The following is an 18,726-nucleotide window of genomic DNA, read 5'->3' on the forward strand; positions in this document are numbered from 1 at the left end:
CTGCGCACGCATCGGGTCGCAGGAAGCTGGTGAGAGTCCAGCGCGGTCCCGCCACTGTCAGCCGGCCCCGGCCGGCGAGCCAGAGACTGTTCCGGTGCGCCATCGCCACCATGCCGGGGCGCGGAAACTCCGGCCGTGAGGAGTACCGCCGTGATCGTGCTGCTGTCGACGTCCGACACCGACCTGCTGTCCGCGAGGGCGAGCGGCGCCGATTACTGGCTGGCCAATCCCGCCCGTCCGAACGGCGGACCCGACCACACGAACTTCGCCGAGACGATCGAGTCGGCCGACCTGATCGTGGTGCGGCTGCTCGGCTCGCCCGAGGACCTCTGCACCGGCTTCGAGCGCATCCGCGCCACCGGCAAGCCCATGATCGTGCTCGGCGGCGAGACCCAGCCGAACGCCGAGCTGATGGCGCTGTCGACCGTGCCCGTCGGCGTCGCGGCCGAGGCGCACCGCTACCTGGCCGAGGGCGGCCCGGCGAACCTGCGCAACCTGCACGCGTTCCTGTCCGACACGCTGCTCATGACGGGCGAGGGCTTCGACCCGCCCGCGCCGATGCCGTCGTGGGGCCACCTGACGCGCGCCGCGTCCGAGGTGGACGGCCCGACCGTCGCCGTCCTCTACTACCGGGCCCACGAGCTGTCGGGCAACACCGCGTTCGTGCACTCGCTGTGCGACGCGATCGAGCAGCAGGGCGGACGTCCGCTGCCGCTCTTCTGCTCCTCGCTGCGGACCGCCGACCCCGCGCTGATCGACGCGCTGCGCCCGGCGGACGCCGTGGTCGTCACCGTGCTCGCGGCCGGCGGCACGACCCCCGCCGCGGCACAGGCCGGCGGGGCGGACGAGGACTGGGACGTCGGCGCGCTCGCCGAGCTCGACGTGCCGCTGCTGCAGGGCCTGTGCCTGACCTCGTCGCGCGAGGAGTGGAGCGAGTCGGACGAGGGGCTGACGCCGCTCGACTCGGCGAACCAGATCGCGATCCCCGAGTTCGACGGACGCATCATCACCGTCCCGTTCTCGTTCAAGGAGATCGGGACGGACGGGCTCACCCGCTACGTCGCCGACGCCGAGCGGGCGTCCCGCGTGGCGGGCATCGCGGTGAAGCACGGCCGGTTGCGCCATGTGCCGAACGCCGAGAAGCGCATCGTGCTGATGCTGTCGGCGTACCCGACCAAGCACGCCCGCATCGGCAACGCGGTCGGCCTCGACACCCCCGCCTCGACGGTGTCGCTGCTGCGCGAGCTGCGCGCGGCCGGCTACGACATCGGCGACGAGCTGCCGCTCGAGGGCGACGCGCTGATGCACGCGCTCATCGCCGCCGGCGGCCAGGACGAGCAGTGGCTCACCGAGGAGCAGCTCGCCGGCAACCCCGTCCGCATCGACGGCAACGCCTACGCCGCCTGGTTCGGGACGCTCGACCCGTCGCTGCGCGAGGCCGTCACCCAGCACTGGGGCGCGGCGCCCGGCGAGCTCTACACCGACCGCGGCGACATCGTGCTGGCTGCGCTGCGCAGCGGCAACGTCGTGGTGATGGTGCAGCCGCCGCGCGGTTTCGGCGCCAACCCGGTCGCGATCTACCACGACCCCGACCTGCCGCCGTCGCACCACTACCTCGCCGCGTACCGCTGGGTGCGCGACGAGTTCGGCGCGCACGCGGTCGTGCACGTCGGCAAGCACGGCAACCTCGAGTGGCTGCCCGGCAAGAACGCGGGACTGTCGGCGGCGTGCGCCACCGACGCCGCCATCGGTGACCTGCCGCTCGTCTACCCGTTCCTCGTCAACGACCCGGGAGAGGGCGCGCAGGCCAAGCGCCGCGTGCACGCCACCGTCGTCGACCACCTCGTGCCGCCCATGGCACGGGCCGAGAGCTACGGCGACATCGCGCGTCTGGAGCAGCTGCTCGACGAGCACGCCAACATCGCGGCGATGGACCCGGCGAAGCTGCCGGCGATCCGGGCGCAGATCTGGACGCTCATCCAGGCCGCCAAGCTCGACCACGACCTGGGACTCGACGACCGGCCGCACGACGCCGAGTTCGACGACTTCCTGCTGCACGTCGACGGCTGGCTGTGCGAGATCAAGGACGCGCAGATCCGCGACGGCCTGCACGTGCTCGGCCTCGCCCCGACCGGAGAGGCGCGGGTCAACCTGGTGCTCGCGATCCTGCGGGCGCGGCAGATGTGGTCCGGCGCGCGGTCGCTGCCCGGCCTGCGTGAGGCGCTCGGACTCGTCGAGGGCGCCGGTGTCGACGCCGACGCGCACGAGGCCGAGGCGCGTGCGCTGGTGCAGGCGATGGAGGACGCCGGCTGGGACGCCGCGCACGTCGACACCGTCGCGGACGGCGCCGTCGCCGAGGTGCTGCGCTTCGCGGCCACCGAGGTGGTGCCGCGGCTGGCCGGCACGGCGGACGAGATGACCCACACGCTGCACGCGCTCGACGGCGGGTACGTGCCCGCCGGTCCGTCCGGCTCGCCGTTGCGCGGGCTGGTCAATGTGCTGCCGACCGGACGGAACTTCTACACCGTCGACCCACGCGCCGTGCCGTCCCGCCTGGCCTGGGACACCGGGCAGGCGATGGCCAACTCGCTGCTCGAACGGCACCTCGCCGACACCGGTTCGTATCCCGCGTCGGTCGGGTTGTCTGTGTGGGGCACGTCGGCCATGCGGACGTCCGGCGACGACATCGGCGAGATCTTCGCGCTGCTCGGCGTCCGCCCGGTGTGGGACGAGGCGTCGCGCCGGGTGTCGGACCTCGAGGCGATCCCGCTCGACGAGCTCGCCCGGCCGCGCATCGACGTGACCGTCCGCATCTCGGGGTTCTTCCGCGACGCGTTCCCGCACGTCGTCGCGATGCTCGACGACGCCGTCCGTCTGGTCGCCGGTCTCGACGAGCCGGACGAGCAGAACTTCGTTCGCGCGCACATGCGCAAAGACCTGGCCGACCACGGGGACGAGCGCCGCGCCACCACCCGCATCTTCGGGTCGAAGCCGGGTGCCTACGGCGCCGGGTTGCTGCCGCTCATCGACGCGCGCAACTGGCGCGACGACAACGACCTCGCCGAGGTGTACGCGGCGTGGGGCGGCTACGCGTACGGACGGGGTCTCGACGGCCGCGAGGCCCGCGGCGACATGGAGACCGCCTACCGCCGCATCGCCGTGGCCGCGCACAACACCGACACGCTCGAGCACGACATCGCCGACTCGGACGACTACTTCCAGTACCACGGCGGCATGATCGCGACCGTTCGTGCGCTGACCGGGCGCTCGCCGAAGGCGTACATCGGCGACTCGACCCGTCCCGACTCGATCCGCACCCGGACGCTGTCGGAGGAGACCGCCCGGGTCTTCCGGGCCCGCGTCACGAACCCGCGCTGGATCGACGCGATGAAGCGCCACGGCTACAAGGGCGCGTTCGAGCTCGCCGCGACCGTCGACTACCTGTTCGGCTACGACGCCACCGCCGGCGTCGTCGAGGACTGGATGTACGAGAAGCTCGCCGACAGCTACGTGCGCGACCCCGAGACGCGGGCGTTCTTCGAGAAGTCGAACCCCTGGGCGCTGCACGGCATCACCGAGCGCCTGCTCGAGGCCGCCGACCGCAAGCTCTGGGACTCACCCGACCCCGACACCCTCGACGCGCTGCGCCAGGCCTACCTCGACACCGAAGGCGACCTCGAGGACCGCTGACTCAGCGGCCGTTGACGTCGACGACGTTCAGGCCGATCCCGCGCCAGGCGGTCAGCAGTTGCTTGTCGCCGCTCGCCGCGACGGTCTCGTCGTCCATCACCGCCTCCGCGCCGGCGCCGTGTGTCGCGTCGTAGCCGCGCAGTACGTGACTGGCGGCAAACGTCGCCGCCCGGCGAATCAGGGCGTCGTCGACGTCGATGATCTGCACCTGGCTCCAGGCGTCGTCGAGCACGCGTAGTGCGTCGCGATGCTGCGCCGCCGTCAACCGCTCGAGCCGATGAGCCTGGGCCAGTGCTGCGGCGGCCTCGACATAGGCGATACGCACGGTCACGACATCGTCCGCGTCGTCCCACAGCCGCTCACACGTCTCCGACGCCGGTTCCTCGATCAGCAGCGGGATGAGAGCCGATGTGTCGAGGTAGACGATCACCGTCTTTGCTCGGCGACCAGGTCGCTCACGGTCCCGGACGCTCGGATCCGCCGCCCGGCGGGCCGTTTGCGCTGAGGCGCACTCTCGATCCGGCCTTCGGCGATCAAACGCTCGAGGGCGGTGGGCACCCCGATCGGGACGATGCGTGCCACCGGGACACCGTGGTCCGTCACGGTGAGGGTGTGGCCCGCGCGCACCTCGGCGAGGTGCTTGCTCAGACCGTCGCGCAGCTCACGCACACCGATGCTCATGGACTCCTCCTGTGTGGGCACAATCAGCATAGCTGTTGTGGCCACACGAGACGGATCGACGCGGCCGGGTCCACGTCATCGCCGTGCGCGCGAGGAGCGCTGCGCCGCGCGGGCGGGGGAGCGGTCGTCACCATCGCCTCGGTCATGGGCCTCGGCGGCACCGCCCACTACGCGCCCTACGTCACGAGCAAGTGGGCGCTGCGCGGCCTCACCCGCACCGCCGCCCTCGAGCTCGGGCGTGACGGCATCCGCGTGAACACCGTCCACCCCGGCGTCATCGCGACCCCGTTCATCACCGAGCCGGCCGCCGGTGCCACCGCGGCGATCGCCGACTTCTACTCACCCGAGCCGTTCGCGGTTCCGCGGCTCGGCGAGCCCGAGGACGTCACCCGGCTGGTGCTGTTCCTCGCGTCGTCCGACGCGTCGTTCGTGACCGGCTCCGAGTACGTGGTCGACGGCGGCCTGCTGCTCGGGCCCGCGTTGCAGCCGGACGCCGCGTGACCACGGACCCGGCCGTCGGCGTTGACTTCAAGCGCTTGAGGTCTGCCACGCTCGATTCATGACCGCATTCACCATCCAGGAGGTGTCGCGCCGCAGCGGCCTGCCCGAGCCCACGGTGCGGTACTACGAGCAGGTCGGCCTCATCGGGCCGATCGAGCGCGACGAGCAGTCGGGTCACCGCCGCTTCGGCGACGACGACGTGCAGGACCTCGAATCGCTGGCCTGCCTGCGCGCCACCGGGGTCGGCATCGCCGACATGCGCGCCTATCAGGCCAACCGGGCACGCGGTCGCGAGGCGGCGGGCGCGCAGCGCGACCTGCTGCTGCGTCACGCCGAGCGCATCGAGGCCGAGATCGCCGCACAACGCCGGCGGCTCGCCTACCTGCGCGCGAAGGCCGCGATGTGGGACGCCCGCGATCGCGGTGACGCCGCCGCCGAGGCCGAGGCCACCGAGCAGGTGCTGCTCACGATGGCCGGGTTGGCCCGATGACGCCGACGCTCGTCACCGGCGGCAGCGGCTACGTCGCCACCCACCTGATCGCGGACCTGTTGCGCGAGGGTCACGAGGTGCGCACGACCGTCCGCTCGCTGTCCGGTGCGGACGAGATCCGCGCCGCGGTCCGTCGCGGCGGCGCCGACGACGCCGGGCTGCACGTCGTCCGCGCCGATCTCTCGTCCGACGACGGGTGGGCCGACGCGCTCTCCGGCGTGACCGACGTGCACCACGTCGCGTCCCCCATTCCGGCGGCGCAACCGTCCGACCCGGACGAACTGATCGGGCCGGCCCGCGACGGCACGCTGCGTGTGCTGCGGGCCGCCGTCGCCGCGGGCGCGCGCCGGGTCGTGCTCACGTCGTCGTTCGCTGCGGTCGGCTACTCGCCCAAGACCCCGCCGGAGTTCACCGAGGACGACTGGACCGATCCCGACACCCCCGGCCTGCCGCCCTACCCGCGCTCGAAGGCGATCGCCGAGCGCGCGGCGTGGGACGTCATGGCCACCGACGGCGGCGACACCGAGCTGGTGGTCGTCAACCCGACGGGCGTGTTCGGGCCGACGCTGACCACGCGGCTCGGGTCGTCGATGCAGCTGGTGAAGGCGATGCTCGACGGCACGATGGCCGTCGCTCCGCGCGCCCGCTTCGGCATCGCCGACGTCCGCGACGTCGCCGACCTGCACCGGCGTGCGATGGCCTCGCCCGCGGCGGCCGGCAAGCGGTTCCTCGCCGTCAGCAATGACCCGGCGACCAACTTCCTGGCGTTCGCTGCCGTGCTGCGCGAGCACCTCGGCGACGTCGCGTCCCGCGTGCCGGTCGAGGAGGCGCCGGGGGAGGACCGTCCCGCGCCGGTGATCCACAACGACCGCGCCCGGACAGAACTGGGCTGGCAGCCCCGTCCGTCCGTCGAGACGATCGTCGACACCGGACGGAGCCTGCTCGAGCTCGGCCTGCTGCCCCCCGGGCCGGGCGCCTGACCGATCGGCCAGGTCCGGGCCCGGCCGTCGGGTTGGACACGACGACACCTCGTGTCACTTCGGAATATTCGCAGATTCGGGTCGGGGCTCGCATTGCGCCCGCAGCTGCGGATCAACTGCTTCCCTGATCCGTGCTCCATACCTCCCGGTATGCCAGGCCGACAGCGCATTCGCGCGACATCGAGGTGACGCCGCAACCCGGCGATGTCGCAGGTCCGTTTCGCCCGTGTTCAAGTTGTATTGCGGGCAATGCGGTGGTTGGTTGCGTGATGAACCACGCGGTTCAGCGGCTTCGGTTCTGAACCCGGCCCCGGCGAGAGGACCCCATCGCATGACGTCCACACGCGCCCGCTCCGGCCACGACGACGACCGTCCCCGGCCCTACCCGCGCCCGGCGCCCCATCGGCCCGAGGCGCCCGCCGAGGTGACCGGGCCTGCGCGCCGCAGCGTCCTGAGCTGGGCCATCGCGGCGCCCACGCTGATGGTCGGCACCTCGCTGCTCGCCGGCACGGTCGGCGCCGAGAAGGCGTCGGCCGCGATCCCCGCGGTGCCCGAGCCCGCTGACGCGTTCGACCTCGGTGACCTGCAGGACCTCGCGGCCCTGCCGACGTCCAACCTGATCACCATCACCGTCGACACCGCCGGCCTCGCCCACTTCGCGATCCCGCGCGCCGAGGTCGGCCAGGGCATCACGACGTCGACGTCCATGATCATCGCCGAGGACCTGGACATCCCGATCGAGCACGTGCGGGTCACCCTGGCGGACGCGCGGCCCGAGCTGCTGTTCAACCAGCTGACCGGCGGTTCGAACACGACCACGTCGACGTACCAGGCCATCCGCACGGCGGCGTCGCTGGCGCGCGAACGGCTCGTCCAGGCCGCCGCGGCGCAGTGGAAGGTCGACGCCTCGACGCTGCGCACCGGCAACGGGTTCGTGCTGGGCCCCAACAGCCGCAAGGCCTCGTACGGGTCGCTGGCCACGGCGGCCGCGGCAACGAAGACCGCGGTGCTGCGCGGCACGTTGAAGACTCCCGGACAGTTCACCGTGCTGGGACGTCCGCACAACCGGGTGGACGCGCTCGCGGCCGTGACCGGCAAGAAGAAGTTCACGCTCGACCTCGAGGTGCCCGGCGCGCTGCCGACGATGGTCGCGCGGCCGCCGACACTGAACGGCAAGCCGGTCGCGATGTCCAACCTCGCGCAGGTGAAGGCCATGCCCGGCGTCACCGACGTCGCGAAGATCTCGACCGGCTGGGCGATCCGCGCCAAGACCTACGGCCAGTGCATCGACGCGATCCGCGCGGTCAAGGCGTCCTGGACGGCGGGCACCGCCGGCACGAAGTCCGACGCCGACGTCATGCGCGAGCTCGACGCCGCCGAGCTGCCGCTCGTGGTGCCGCAGGTGCCGCTGCTGACGAAGACGGTCGAGGCCAAGTTCCGCTTCAACTTCCGCAGCAACTCGCCGTTGGAGACCGGCGCCGCGATCGCGAGCTACACGCCCGACGGCATCGAGGTGTGGAGCTGCCTGAAGGTGCCGCTGGTGTTCCAGGACGACGTGGCGAAGAAGTACGGCTTGCCGCTGGACAAGGTGAAGGTGCACGTCACCACCGGTGGCGGCTCGTTCGGACGCCACCTGTTCAGCGACGCCGCGCTGGAGGCCGTGGAGGCGTCGAAGGCGTTCGGCAAGCCGGTCAAGCTGATGTGGAGCCGCACGGACGACTTCCGCCAGGGACGGGTGCACCCGGCCGCGACCTCGCGGGTGCGGGCCACGTGGCTGGCCGGCAACGTCCTGACGTACGAGCAGCGGCACACCAGCGTCTCGACCGACTTCGGCCACGGCCTGGGCGAGATGCTCTCGGCGCTCGCGTCCCGGCTGCCCTTCGCCGGCAACTACTCGATCGCGCAGAGCATCTTCCTGCTCACCCAGACGGTGTCGTACGACTACGGCGTCACGACCCAGCTGCTGAACGAGGTCGACGCCGGCTTCAACACCGGCAGCATGCGCAACATCTACTCGCCCGACGCGCGCACCGCGCAGGAGCTGATCACCGACCAGCTGGCGAAGCTCGCGGGCAAGGACCCCTACAAGTTCCGCCGCGAGTTCGTGAAGCACCCGCGCGGCCAGGCGGTGCTCGACAAGGTCGCGCAGGTCGGCAACTGGGGACGCGCGATGCCCGCCGGCACGGCGCAGGGCATCGCGGTGCACAACGAGTACAAGGGCTGGTGCGCCTGCCTCGTCGAGATCGACACCCGCACCTCGCAGACCGGACGCAAGATCGAGGAGGCCTACACCGGTCCCCGCGTCACCAAGGTCGTGTTCGCGGTCGACGTCGGCCTGCCGCTGAACCCGAAGGGGCTCGAGGCGCAGATGCAGGGCGGGATCATGGACGGCATCGCGCAGACGCTGACCTCGAGCCTGCACCTGAAGGACGGCTACTTCCTCGAGGGCTCGTGGGACAACTACTACTACACGCGCCAGTGGAACGTCCCGCCGCAGATCGACGTGATCATCATGCCGCCGACCGGAGACGAGCCCGGCGGTGCCGGTGAATTCGGTGTCGCTGCGTCGATGGCGGCGACGGCGTGCGCCTACGGGCGTGCCGTCGGCACGATGCCGACCACGTTCCCGATCAACCACGCGGACGCGCCGTCGCACTTCCGGACGATCCCGACCGTCCCGTCCACCCCGCAGAGCCCGACGGACGGGCTCACCACCGACATCAGCCGCTGACAGGAGACGACATGCCTTCACACACCTTCGTGCTCAACGGCGAACGCGTCACCGTGAACGTCGAGGACGACGTGCGGCTGCTGTGGGTGCTTCGCGACGTGCTCGGCGTCACCGGCCCGAAGTACGGCTGCGGACTGAACGTCTGCAAGGCCTGCACCTCGCACGTCAACGGCAAGGCGTTCAACCCATGCTCGGTGCAGGTCAAGGACATCGAGGCGGACGACGAGATCACGACCATCGAGGGCCTGCCCGCCACCGTCGGCAAAGACCTGCACCCGATGCAGGAGGCGTGGCTCGACACCGACGTAGCCCAGTGCGGCTACTGCCAGCCCGGCCAGATCATGAAGGCCGTCGCCCTGGTCACCGAGGTGAAGAAGTCGGGACGGTCGATCACCGAGGCCGACCTCGACGAGATCCGCAACGTCTGCCGGTGCGGCACCTATCACCGCGTCCGCGAGGCGGTGCAGGCCGGCGCCGCACGCATGTGACCTACCGGTTGGGGTCGTCCAGGACGTCACGCCACGAGTGCTGCGGGTCGAAACCGACCATCTCGCGCGCCTTGTCGATCGAGTAGAAGGTCTCGTCGCGGCCCAGCTCCTTGCGGACCTCGATGCCGTCGTAGAACCGCTCGCGGATCTCGTCGGTCGTCGCCGCCACCGACATGTCGGCGTTGGCGACGTTGAAGACCTCGTAGCCGAGGCCGTCGGTCTCGAGGCAGCGCTGCGTCATCTGCCCGAGGTCGCGGACGTCGATGTAGGCGAACACGTTGCGCCGCCGCAGCGCCGGGTCCTCGAGGAACGCGGGGAACTTCTCGGCGTACTCGTGCGGCTCGATCACGTTGTTGATGCGCAGGCCGTAGATGTCGAACCCGGTGCGCGCCTGGAACGACCGCGCCGTGACCTCGTTGGAGACCTTCGAGGTCGCGTACGCGTCCTCGGGCACCGTCGGGTGCTCCTCGTCGACCGGCAGGTACAGCGGCCTGCGCTCGCCCTGGGCGAAGCAGATGCCGTACGTCGTCTCCGACGACGCGAAGATCACCTTGCGGACGCCCAGCCGGGTCGCCGCCTCGAGCACGTTGAACGTGCTGACGGTGTTCGTGGCGTACGTCTTGGCATCGGACGTCAGCAGGATCGCCGGCACCGCCGCGAAGTGCACCACCGCGTCGTAGCTCGGCTGCTCGGGCAGGTCCAATTCCGCCTGCGTCGCCAGCCCCGCCATCGCCGAGTACACCTCGCCGGCGTCGGTCAGGTCGATCCGCAGGTCCTGGACGTCCGGATGCTTCAGGGGGACGAGGTCGGCGTTGGTGACCTGGTGACCCTGCTCGGCGAGGTACGGGGCGACGTACTTGCCGGCCTTGCCGCTGCCGCCGGTGAAGAAGATGCGCATGCGCCAGTCCTACCCGTCAGTGCAGGTGTTCGCGCAGTGGGCTCGGCGACGTCAGCTCTGGACGGTCGGTCGAATGGTGATGTCGCCGATCTCGACGTCGTGCGGTTGGTCGATGGCGAATGCGATCGCAGCGGCCACGCTCTCGGCCGGGATCGCGACTCTCTCGGCGTTGAGCCGGGCCTGCTCGCGCACCTGCTCGTCGTCGATGTGGTCCGCGATCTCGGTGCGTACGTAACCAGGTGAGATGGATGTCGTCCGCACCGTGCCGTCGGTCGATTCCTGCCGCAATGCTTCCAGAGCGGTGCGGACGGCGTTCTTCGTGGCCGCGTAGGCGGCTTGAGTCGGTACGATTTTCAAACCCGATGTCGACACGGTGGTGACCAGGTGCCCCTCGCCCTGTCGATGGAATACCGGCAGCGCTGCGGCGATCCCGTGCAGGACCCCGCGCAGGTTCACGTCGATCATCGAGGTCCAGCCATCGAGGTCCAGCGCGCTCATGGGGCTGATCCGCGCGAGGCCCGCGTTGCTCACCAGCACGTCCATACGCCCGAACTCGCGGACGGTGTCGTCGACGAATTTCTCGACATCGAGCCGCTGCGTCACGTCGAGTCGGCATGTGAGCGCCCGACCCCCACGCTGCCGGATCTCGCTCGCGAGCGCGTCCAACCGGTCGGTCCGGCGGGCGCCGATGCTGACGGCGGCCCCCTTGTCCGCCAGCAGTCGCGCGGCGGCGGCACCGATGCCACTGCTCGCGCTGGTGATGGCGACAACTTTGCCGTCGATGGTCTTCGTCTTCCCACTCTCGTCAATGTAAGTGGCCTATCACTCAGTAGTGTAAGAGGCCTATCACTCGCAGAACCCACGAGGGTGTGACGATGCCCGACAGACCGTCCGCGCCGTACCACCACGGCGACCTGCGCTCGGCGCTCATCGAGCAGTCGTTCGGGCTGCTGCGCGAGACGGGTCTTGCAGGGTTCTCGGTGGCGGCGTTGGCTCGCCGACTCGGCGTCAGCACGGCTGCTCCGTATCGACACTTCTCCGACCGCAGCCAGTTGTTGGCGCGGGTCGCGGAGCAGGCCGCTCGAGAACTCACGGCAGCGATGCGCTCCGCGGTCGACGCGGCCGGGCCCGACCCGGTGAAGCGCTTCGCTGTCACCGCCGCCGTCTACGTGACGTTCGTCAGCGAGCGGGGCGCCGGCCTGGAGCTCGTGTTCGCTCCGGCATTGCGGCACCTGCAGGATCGCCAACTCGCCGAGGCAGGTCGTGAACTGATCGGCCTGCTGCGAGAACTGGCCGACGCGGCGACCGGCGTCGGCTCCGCCGAAGGACTGAGTCTCATCGAGGCCCACCTCGCAATGGCCCAGGGATTCAGCACGCTGAACCGCGACGGCTTTCTCGATCAGGCCCGGCACAGCACGGTGGCGGTCGCCGATCGTGCGCGACAGGCGAGCGAAGCTCTCGCGCGCGGAAGCAGGCTGTGAGACCCGCCGGCGTCGTGGTCAGGGCAGGCGGTGGCTGTCGAGGACGGACTCGATGCGGGCCAGCTCGGCGCGCAGTTGCTCGGCCCGGGCCTCGGCCTCGACGCGCGCGGCGTCGTTGACGGCAGCCACCGCCTCGTCGAGCGAGGGCACCTGCAGCAGGCCGGCGACCGCCGACACGACGCCGGGGTTGACGTCGACGTTCTTGGCGACCGACTTGGCCCCGCGCTGCGCGCTCACCGTCCACGAGGTGCCGGCCGACTTGAGCGTGATCGTGACCGAGGCGCCGGGAGCCGTCTTGCGCCCACCGCGCTTCGCAGTCGTCTCGGACGCGGTCGGTCGGCGCGCCGCGGAAGCAGCGGGAGCAGCGGGCGCCGGGGCAGCGGGCGCAGCGGGGGCAGCGGCGGCTTTGCGCCGGGGCCTGGCCGGACGCGCGGCAGCGGCCGGCTCCGGCGTCGCGCGCGTGACCGGCGCCGTCTCGCGCCGTCGCGCGGGTGTCGCACCGGCACGAGCCGGCGTCTTCTTGGACGCTCGCTTCGCCGGAGCGTCCTTGCCGCGCGACAGTTCGCGGGGTGCGAAGCGCAGGTCGTCCGTCACGCCGTCGACCTTGACCCGCACGGTCACGTAGTCGTTGCCGTCGACCGCCGGGTCGCCCACGGAGCGGACGGCGCCGGTGTCGAACTGCGGGCCGGCGATGCGCACCCGCGGCGACTTGCCCGCGCTCACCTCGTCACGCAGTTGCGCTATCTGCTCGTCGGTCAGTCCTGGCGCCATGCCGCCAAACTAGATCACCCTGCAGACAACCCCGTCCCCGCGGCAGCACGTCTCGTCAGAGTGTCGTGATCAGGCCGCCGTCGATGACGAAATCGCTGCCGGTGACGTTGGCGCTGCGGTCGCTGGCCAGCATGAGCACGAGATCGGCGATCTCGTGCGGATAGGTGAAGCGTCCCGTGGCGGCCTGTGCCGCTTGCCGTTCGGCGACAGCGTCCGCATCGGTGCCGGTGGCGCGAGCGACGGCGGCGGCCACGCCGTCGTCCGCCAGCCAGAGATCGGTCGCGACGGGGCCGGGGCTGACGGTGTTGACGCGGACCGTGGAGCCGAACTCCTTCGACAGCGACTTGCAGAGGTTGGTGAGGGCGCCCTTCGCCGCGCTGTAGTCGATCACGCCCGGGTCGGGCAGGAAGGCATTGACCGAGCTGATCGTGACGATGGCGGCGCCGGGACGTGTGGTGAGGTGCGGCAGTGCGGCCCGCATGGTGCGGACGGCCGCCATGAAGTTGATCGTCAGCCCCCAGTCCCAGTCCTCGTCGGTCAGAGCAAGGAACCCGTCCAACCGCGGACGCACCGCTCCGACGTTGTTGACCAGGATGTCGACGGCGCCGAACGTCTCGATCGCGTGGCGGATCAGGTCGTCCGGACCCGACGGCGTGGTGAGGTCGACCGCCACGGACGCGACCTTCCCGCCGGCGGCGAGCGCGTCGAGTTCGGCGCTGCCGGTCAGCGCGCCCGCGACGACGGACACTCCCTCGTCGACCAACGACCGCGTGATCGCCAACCCGATGCCCTTGCTCGCGCCGGTGACCACTGCGACCTTGCCGGACAGGTGAAGGTCCATGTCAGAAACCCTGCTTCTCGAGCCACGCGAGGCTCGCTGCGGCGACGTCGCGCCAGCCGTGGTCGATGGTGAGCGAGTGCCCTCGGTCCTCGAACTCCAGCAGGTCCGTGACGGCCTCGGTGTGGCGGTACTGCTTGAGGGTCGCTCGGGTGACCGCCTCGGGCACCGTGTGGTCCTTGCCGCCCATGACGAGCAGCAGGGGTCCTCGGCTCTGGTTCCCGGTGTTCACCTTCGCGGGGGAGTGCGGGTTGAAGTTCGCCGCCGCCGCCTCGAACAGCGGCTTGCCGGGCGCCGGGATCGCCCAGCGCTCGAACAGCTCGTCCGACTCCTCGGCCGGGATCGCATTGCCGAACGCGAAGCGGAACTGGTCTGCGGTGAGAGACACCGCGTGGTGCCTGTTGCCGGGGTTCTTGAAGACGGGCAACGTGGCGCGCAGCGCCGAGAGGGGGAGCGGGAGCACGCCCTTGATCTGGGCGGCGTCGATGGCCACGGCAGCGGCCGCCAGGTCGTCGCCGAGCAGGCGCTGCGCGATCATGCCGCCGAACGAGTGTCCGATGACGATCGGCTTGGTGGGCAGCGCGGCGATCACGCCGGCGTAGTGGTCGACGACCTCCTGGATGCCGTGGTCGGCGATGGCCTCGGGGTTCGCGCGAGCGTGCGACACGGTCTCGGGAACGCCCGGCCAGCCGGGCGCGCTCACGTCGAACCCGGCGCCGCCGAACAGGTCGAGCCACGGCTGCCACGACGTGCTGTGCAGCCACAAGCCGTGGATGAAGACGATGGGCGGTCGTGCGGTCATGCGCTGCTCCCTGGGCGAGTGCGCGGAGCATCTGTCGCGCCGCGTCCGAATGTAGATAGATCGCTCTACCTACTGAATCGGTAAGCTAGGGGCAGCCAGGCGCCGTGGCAAGAGCCGACGCCAGCCACGTGACGATCGAAGGGGTGTCGGGCACCGGATGTCAGGTTCAGAACGCCGACCGTCCGCCGCGCGGGAGCGCATTCTCACCAGCGCCGACCGGTTGTTCTACGACGAGGGCATCCACGCCGTCGGCATCAACCGCATCGTCGCGGACGCCGGCGTCACGCTGGTGACCCTGTACCGGCACTTCCCGTCCAAGGACGACCTAATCAAGGCCTACCTGCAGCGGCGGGCGCGTGCCGACCGCGAGCAGGTCGAGGGCCGCATGGCTGCCCTGCCCGACGACCCTCGGCGCGTGCTGTCCGAACTCGCGACCGCGCTCACCGAGGACAACTTCGCCGGTGTGCGACGCGGTTGCCCCTTCATCAACGCCTCCGCGGAGTTCACGGGTGGACACCCGGCGCGCGTCGAAGCGGGGGAGATCCGGGCGTGGATCGTCGAGAGACTCGAACAGCTGTTGACGCAACTCGGACACCGCAGCCCGCGCGCCACGGCCCAGCAGCTCATGATGGTGCGCACTGGCGCGGTCGTGTCCGGTGCTCTCGATCAGGACGACGAGCTGAACGCTCACTTTCTCGACTGCTGGAACCGGCTGATCGACGACGGGCTGCCGAACCCGGCCTGACGGCGCGACCAGGAGGATGTCCCGCGCTTTCAGCAGCGCTCGATATCCGTCGTTATGCGCGGCTAGTTGTCGTGACCCGGGACGTTGTTGACGGCGTGCCTGCTTGAACGTGGGAGGACCTCCTGGCGGAGTGGATGTGTCTGGCATCAACCCGCAGGAGGTCCTCGATGGTTCACGCTAATGCCCGCACCACCGTTCATGCCCGTCGTCTGATGGTGGAGCGTGTCGCGGCCGGTTGGCCGCCGGCTCATGTCGCCGAAGGGCTCGGCGTCTCGCGGGCGACGGTGCACAAGTGGGTGCGTCGCTTCGCCGAGGGCGGCCAAGCGGCGCTGGCCGATCGCTCGTCGCGACCGCATCGAATGCCTGGGCGCACCCCGAAACGTCTCGAACAGCGGGTGCTGGCCGCCCGTCGCCGCCGCCAGCGGGGCGCGGTCGTGCTGGGCGCCGAGCTGGGCCTGAACGCCTCCACCGTCGGCCGGATTCTGGCCCGGCACCGGGTTGCGCACCTGGCCGCGATCGACCCCATCACCGGCGCGCGGGTTCGGGCGTCACGGCGCAGCGAGAACCGCTACGAACACCCCACACCGGGGGCGATGACCCACGTCGACGTCAAGAAACTCGGCAAGATCCCGACCGGCGGCGGATGGCGGTTGCACTGTCGCGAGGCGACCGTCGCCCACAAACACAAGCGGGTCAAGATCGGATACGACTTCGTCCACACCGCCATCGACGACCACACCCGCCTGGCCTACTCCGAGATCCACAACGACGAGAAAGACGCCACCGCCGCCGGATTCCTGCACCGCGCGCTGGCCTGGTTCGCCGCCCACGGCATCACCGTCGTCCGCGTGCTCACCGACAACGCCCTCGTCTATCGCCACGGCACCGAATGGGGCGCGGTCTGCACCGCCTGGCAGCTGCGACGGCGCTTCACCAAACCCGGCTGCCCCTGGACCAACGGCAAAGCCGAACGCTTCAACCGCACCCTGCTCCAAGAGTGGGCCTACGCCCGCCCCTGGACCAGCAACCAGCTCCGCCGCCGCGGTCTTGACCGCTTCCTGCGCTACTACACCACTCGACGCGGCCACTCCGCCCTCGGCGGCCGACCACCCATCAGCCGGCTCGCCGCCTGACACAACGTGTCAGGTCACGACAGCTAGTCCGTGCGGCGAGACCGAACGGCCTCGAAGTGTCAGACCCTGCGGCTAAGTTCTAGCTCGACGACGGGGGGACGCGGATGACCTTGACGACCACAGATCGGGCGCGGCTGCTTTCACAATGGATTCGGCCGTCCAGCGCGGACGAGCAAACGCAGCAGGACCGGGCGAAGCGGATGGTTACTGATGCTGTGAAGGCACACGCGCCCCTCAGCGGCGCCAATCTGTACGTGTACGCGAAGGGGTCTTACGCCAATAACACGAACGTTCGGCGGGACAGCGACGTCGACATTGTCGTCGAGTGTCAGGACTGCGCTTACTACGATTTCCTGCCCGGGGTACGGGCTGCAACCCCGACGTTGACGCCGTACGAAGGCGACTGGACGCCCTCCAAGTTTCGCGCAGAAGTGACTGCCGCTATCAACAACGCCTTCGGAAGATCGAACGTTACGTCCGGCACGGTCGCTCTTGCCATATCGGCTGTGCCGGGAAGCCGGCCCAGCATCGACGTCGTTCCTAGCTTCGACTACTTCCGATACGACGATCCGTATCGCACCGTCTCGCATCGAGGAAGCTGCGTGTTCCCGACCTCTGGAGCCAAGATTGTCAATTGGCCGGACCAGCAGCTCACAAACGGCCGCGCTAAGAACCAGCGCACAGGTTCGCGGTACAAGAATTACGTCCGAGCCCTGAAGAACGCGGAAAATTTACTGGCAATAGCCGGAACGATCTCGGCGAAGCCTTCGTATCTCATGGAATGCCTGGTCTGGAATGTAAGTGACTGGACGCTGAAATCCGGCACGCTAGACAACGGTTTCCGCGCCACGCTCGTGGAACTTTGGCAAGGGCTCAAGGACGATGGAGGTTGGGAGAATTGGACGGAGCCTAACCAGCTCAAGTACGTCCTGCGTGGTGGGCAGAAGTGGTCACGAGCCGACGCGAAGGAAGTCGTGCTCGAGACCTGGCGCTACTTGGACTACTAATGGCCAGACCTGCTAACACCGTGCGGCTCACGGCGACGCTCGTCGGCGTGGCGTATGCCGTGGTCTTGTATCTGAGCGGCGTTCACCTCCAAGACGGCTGGCGCAAGGCCGTCGGTTATCTGCCCACCCTTGCGACGTTGGCACTCGCGTTGTGGGACGGGTACGCCTGGCACCTGCCGGGGATTCAGCGGCTGTCAAAGCGACCCTGGGTGGCGGGAACTTGGAGGGCCACACTCTCGCCGACTTCGGCCAGTCACATCCCTACTGGCGGTAACCGCGGGCCAGTTGAGGCTTACGTGATCATCAAACAGTCGTTCTGGTTTACATCCGTTCGCCAGTACACCGCCGAAAGTCGAAGCGAGTCGATTGCCTCGGTGTGGGCCGAGTCGGGTGGCGAGTACCGGCTGATCTTCATGTACGGCAACCGGCCGAAGCAACAGCTCGAGTCTCGAAGTCGACCGCATCTGGGCACGTCGTCACTTGATGTTGTAGGGCTGCGTCCGATGACGATGGCCGGGGAGTACTTCACCGATCGATACACCAAAGGCGACATAACCTTGGCTTTCGTCGATCGCCAGACGGGTTTGGGTGACTTCACATCCATTCAAACACACGTTGCTGGCTCATAGTCGGCGGGCACGGACCCGCGTCAGCCTTCGCAACGGAGATTAACGCGGAGTGCGGCGATTGGAAGCACATCGATCTGCGGCTGGACGGCGCCTGCTCTGAGCGTCCGACAGAGCGTGCGCGTGCTTCGATGGGGGCACGGCGGACCTCGCTGTGCTTGGGGCGGTGCCGCAGGCGCCTGGCCAGGTGCGGCGTGCCGGGCACCTGGCCCGGGATGGTGCGAGGATGCTGCGATGGCCACAGCACACGGCGGCATCAGTCACGGCCCGTCAGACGGGACGTTCAGCACGAGCTTTGACTCTGCCTGGCTCTCATTGGTGTGCGGACATTGCGGAACCAGCGTCCCGGCGGCCGTCATCGCCCACGACGGACCAAATCCGTCGACCCTTGGGGGCGAGGTCTGGTTTCGCTGCTCGAACTGCCGCCACGCCTCAGTAGTCAGTGACGGCAGGCAATACCCGGCGGTAGCTTTCGGCGATGACATCAGCGGAGTTCCGGCCGACACGTACGACGCCTATATGGAGGCTCGGCGTTGCACCAGCGTGAATTCATGGTCCGGCTGCGAGATGATCTGCCGCAAGATCTTGATGCACGTCGCAGTCGACAAAGGAGCGAAGACAGGCGACAACTTCGCCGCTTACGTCTCCTACCTCGAGAAGAACGGGTTCGTGACTCCGCCCATGAAGCCGTGGGTCGACATCATTCGTAAGCGCGGCAACTCGGCGGTGCACGAACTTCCTGCCACAACCAAGAAGCAGGCGGAGGGCATCGTGCTTCTGACTCAACACCTGCTGCGCAACGTGTACGAGATGGAGCATCTCGCGCAACAGTTTGCGCCGCCGCCGGCGCCGTAGGAACCTCGC

General features: G+C 69.5%; 18 protein-coding genes, 1 pseudogene and 1 riboswitch. Of the genes and pseudogenes, 12 read left to right on the plus strand and 7 right to left on the minus strand.

The window, feature by feature from the left end:
• Positions 1-19: 19 nt before the first annotated feature.
• Positions 20-89, plus strand: a riboswitch (cobalamin riboswitch).
• A 61-nt stretch (positions 90-150) separates the two neighbouring features.
• On the plus strand, positions 151-3,690 hold the full coding sequence (gene cobN, locus ACYVP9_RS12120; protein WP_460605521.1) for a cobaltochelatase subunit CobN: 3,540 nt from the start codon (positions 151-153) through the stop codon (positions 3,688-3,690).
• Position 3,691: 1 nt separating this feature from the next.
• Here cobN and ACYVP9_RS12125 read toward each other — a convergent pair whose 3' ends face one another.
• Positions 3,692-4,120: a type II toxin-antitoxin system VapC family toxin gene (locus tag ACYVP9_RS12125; protein WP_460605126.1), complete on the minus strand. Its 429-nt coding sequence runs from the start codon at positions 4,118-4,120 to the stop codon at positions 3,692-3,694.
• The gene (locus tag ACYVP9_RS12130; protein WP_460605127.1) at positions 4,117-4,371 is read right to left on the minus strand and encodes a type II toxin-antitoxin system Phd/YefM family antitoxin; all 255 of its coding nucleotides are present in this window, start codon (positions 4,369-4,371) and stop codon (positions 4,117-4,119) included. The genes ACYVP9_RS12125 and ACYVP9_RS12130 overlap by 4 nt, the downstream gene beginning before the upstream one ends.
• 87 nt (positions 4,372-4,458) lie before the next feature.
• Between ACYVP9_RS12130 and ACYVP9_RS12135 the strand changes: the two are divergent.
• The 5 genes and pseudogenes from ACYVP9_RS12135 to ACYVP9_RS12155 form a co-directional block, all read left to right on the plus strand.
• Positions 4,459-4,872: pseudogene (locus ACYVP9_RS12135) on the plus strand (SDR family NAD(P)-dependent oxidoreductase); the annotation flags it as partial.
• 58 nt (positions 4,873-4,930) lie between these two features.
• Positions 4,931-5,362, plus strand: coding sequence for a MerR family transcriptional regulator (locus tag ACYVP9_RS12140; protein WP_460605128.1), 432 nt, complete (start codon positions 4,931-4,933; stop codon positions 5,360-5,362).
• Positions 5,359-6,342, plus strand: a complete 984-nt coding sequence (locus tag ACYVP9_RS12145; protein WP_460605129.1) for a Rossmann-fold NAD(P)-binding domain-containing protein — start codon at positions 5,359-5,361, stop codon at positions 6,340-6,342. The genes ACYVP9_RS12140 and ACYVP9_RS12145 overlap by 4 nt, the downstream gene beginning before the upstream one ends.
• Positions 6,343-6,673: 331 nt before the next feature.
• Complete coding sequence (locus ACYVP9_RS12150) at positions 6,674-9,073, plus strand: molybdopterin cofactor-binding domain-containing protein (RefSeq protein ID WP_460605130.1); 2,400 nt, start codon at positions 6,674-6,676, stop codon at positions 9,071-9,073.
• 11 nt (positions 9,074-9,084) lie between these two features.
• Complete coding sequence (locus ACYVP9_RS12155; protein WP_460605131.1) at positions 9,085-9,561, plus strand: (2Fe-2S)-binding protein; 477 nt, start codon at positions 9,085-9,087, stop codon at positions 9,559-9,561.
• A 1-nt stretch (position 9,562) separates the two neighbouring features.
• Here ACYVP9_RS12155 and ACYVP9_RS12160 read toward each other — a convergent pair whose 3' ends face one another.
• Both ACYVP9_RS12160 and ACYVP9_RS12165 read right to left on the minus strand, forming a co-directional pair.
• Positions 9,563-10,459, minus strand: coding sequence for an NAD-dependent epimerase/dehydratase family protein (locus ACYVP9_RS12160; protein ID WP_460605132.1), 897 nt, complete (start codon positions 10,457-10,459; stop codon positions 9,563-9,565).
• Positions 10,460-10,510: 51 nt separating this feature from the next.
• Complete coding sequence (locus ACYVP9_RS12165; RefSeq protein ID WP_460605522.1) at positions 10,511-11,242, minus strand: SDR family oxidoreductase; 732 nt, start codon at positions 11,240-11,242, stop codon at positions 10,511-10,513.
• A gap of 92 nt (positions 11,243-11,334) precedes the next feature.
• Between ACYVP9_RS12165 and ACYVP9_RS12170 the strand changes: the two genes are divergently transcribed.
• The gene (locus ACYVP9_RS12170) at positions 11,335-11,940 is read left to right on the plus strand and encodes a TetR/AcrR family transcriptional regulator (RefSeq protein WP_460605133.1); all 606 of its coding nucleotides are present in this window, start codon (positions 11,335-11,337) and stop codon (positions 11,938-11,940) included.
• 18 nt (positions 11,941-11,958) lie between these two features.
• On the opposite strand, the gene ACYVP9_RS12175 is transcribed toward ACYVP9_RS12170, so the two are convergent.
• From ACYVP9_RS12175 to ACYVP9_RS12185, 3 genes are read right to left on the minus strand one after another with little or no spacing between them, the layout of a single operon-like run.
• On the minus strand, positions 11,959-12,711 hold the full coding sequence (locus tag ACYVP9_RS12175) for a hypothetical protein (RefSeq protein ID WP_460605134.1): 753 nt from the start codon (positions 12,709-12,711) through the stop codon (positions 11,959-11,961).
• A 55-nt stretch (positions 12,712-12,766) separates the two neighbouring features.
• Positions 12,767-13,552, minus strand: coding sequence for an SDR family NAD(P)-dependent oxidoreductase (locus ACYVP9_RS12180; RefSeq protein ID WP_460605135.1), 786 nt, complete (start codon positions 13,550-13,552; stop codon positions 12,767-12,769).
• Position 13,553: 1 nt separating this feature from the next.
• The gene (locus ACYVP9_RS12185; RefSeq protein WP_460605136.1) at positions 13,554-14,351 is read right to left on the minus strand and encodes an alpha/beta hydrolase; all 798 of its coding nucleotides are present in this window, start codon (positions 14,349-14,351) and stop codon (positions 13,554-13,556) included.
• A 157-nt stretch (positions 14,352-14,508) separates the two neighbouring features.
• Here ACYVP9_RS12185 and ACYVP9_RS12190 point away from each other — a divergent pair, with 157 nt between their 5' ends.
• The 5 genes from ACYVP9_RS12190 (at position 14,509) to ACYVP9_RS12210 (ending at position 18,717) form a co-directional block, all read left to right on the plus strand.
• On the plus strand, positions 14,509-15,096 hold the full coding sequence (locus ACYVP9_RS12190) for a TetR/AcrR family transcriptional regulator (protein ID WP_460605137.1): 588 nt from the start codon (positions 14,509-14,511) through the stop codon (positions 15,094-15,096).
• A 167-nt stretch (positions 15,097-15,263) separates the two neighbouring features.
• Positions 15,264-16,229, plus strand: a complete 966-nt coding sequence (locus ACYVP9_RS12195) for an IS481 family transposase (RefSeq protein ID WP_460605523.1) — start codon at positions 15,264-15,266, stop codon at positions 16,227-16,229.
• Between the two features lie 104 nt (positions 16,230-16,333).
• The gene (locus ACYVP9_RS12200) at positions 16,334-17,236 is read left to right on the plus strand and encodes a nucleotidyltransferase domain-containing protein (RefSeq protein WP_460605139.1); all 903 of its coding nucleotides are present in this window, start codon (positions 16,334-16,336) and stop codon (positions 17,234-17,236) included.
• A 47-nt stretch (positions 17,237-17,283) separates the two neighbouring features.
• Positions 17,284-17,865: a Cap15 family cyclic dinucleotide receptor domain-containing protein gene (locus tag ACYVP9_RS12205; RefSeq protein ID WP_460605140.1), complete on the plus strand. Its 582-nt coding sequence runs from the start codon at positions 17,284-17,286 to the stop codon at positions 17,863-17,865.
• A 231-nt stretch (positions 17,866-18,096) separates the two neighbouring features.
• Positions 18,097-18,717, plus strand: a complete 621-nt coding sequence (locus ACYVP9_RS12210) for a DUF4145 domain-containing protein (RefSeq protein ID WP_460605141.1) — start codon at positions 18,097-18,099, stop codon at positions 18,715-18,717.
• Positions 18,718-18,726 lie beyond the last annotated feature (9 nt).

The sequence above is a fragment of the Jatrophihabitans fulvus genome, assembly GCF_054781375.1.

What these genes read in the sequence shown, in the direction of transcription:
- ACYVP9_RS12210 (WP_460605141.1), top strand. Translation starts at nt 18,097, where the DNA reads ATGGCCACAGCACACGGCGGCATCAGTCACGGCCCGTCAGACGGGACG.
- ACYVP9_RS12195 (WP_460605523.1), top strand. Translation starts at nt 15,264, where the DNA reads ATGGTTCACGCTAATGCCCGCACCACCGTTCATGCCCGTCGTCTGATG.
- ACYVP9_RS12140 (WP_460605128.1), top strand. Translation starts at nt 4,931, where the DNA reads ATGACCGCATTCACCATCCAGGAGGTGTCGCGCCGCAGCGGCCTGCCC.
- ACYVP9_RS12200 (WP_460605139.1), top strand. Translation starts at nt 16,334, where the DNA reads ATGACCTTGACGACCACAGATCGGGCGCGGCTGCTTTCACAATGGATT.
- ACYVP9_RS12130 (WP_460605127.1), bottom strand. Translation starts at nt 4,371, where the DNA reads ATGAGCATCGGTGTGCGTGAGCTGCGCGACGGTCTGAGCAAGCACCTC.
- ACYVP9_RS12175 (WP_460605134.1), bottom strand. Translation starts at nt 12,711, where the DNA reads ATGGCGCCAGGACTGACCGACGAGCAGATAGCGCAACTGCGTGACGAG.
- ACYVP9_RS12150 (WP_460605130.1), top strand. Translation starts at nt 6,674, where the DNA reads ATGACGTCCACACGCGCCCGCTCCGGCCACGACGACGACCGTCCCCGG.
- ACYVP9_RS12145 (WP_460605129.1), top strand. Translation starts at nt 5,359, where the DNA reads ATGACGCCGACGCTCGTCACCGGCGGCAGCGGCTACGTCGCCACCCAC.
- ACYVP9_RS12155 (WP_460605131.1), top strand. Translation starts at nt 9,085, where the DNA reads ATGCCTTCACACACCTTCGTGCTCAACGGCGAACGCGTCACCGTGAAC.
- ACYVP9_RS12185 (WP_460605136.1), bottom strand. Translation starts at nt 14,351, where the DNA reads ATGACCGCACGACCGCCCATCGTCTTCATCCACGGCTTGTGGCTGCAC.
- ACYVP9_RS12180 (WP_460605135.1), bottom strand. Translation starts at nt 13,552, where the DNA reads ATGGACCTTCACCTGTCCGGCAAGGTCGCAGTGGTCACCGGCGCGAGC.
- ACYVP9_RS12190 (WP_460605137.1), top strand. Translation starts at nt 14,509, where the DNA reads ATGTCAGGTTCAGAACGCCGACCGTCCGCCGCGCGGGAGCGCATTCTC.
- ACYVP9_RS12170 (WP_460605133.1), top strand. Translation starts at nt 11,335, where the DNA reads ATGCCCGACAGACCGTCCGCGCCGTACCACCACGGCGACCTGCGCTCG.
- ACYVP9_RS12160 (WP_460605132.1), bottom strand. Translation starts at nt 10,459, where the DNA reads ATGCGCATCTTCTTCACCGGCGGCAGCGGCAAGGCCGGCAAGTACGTC.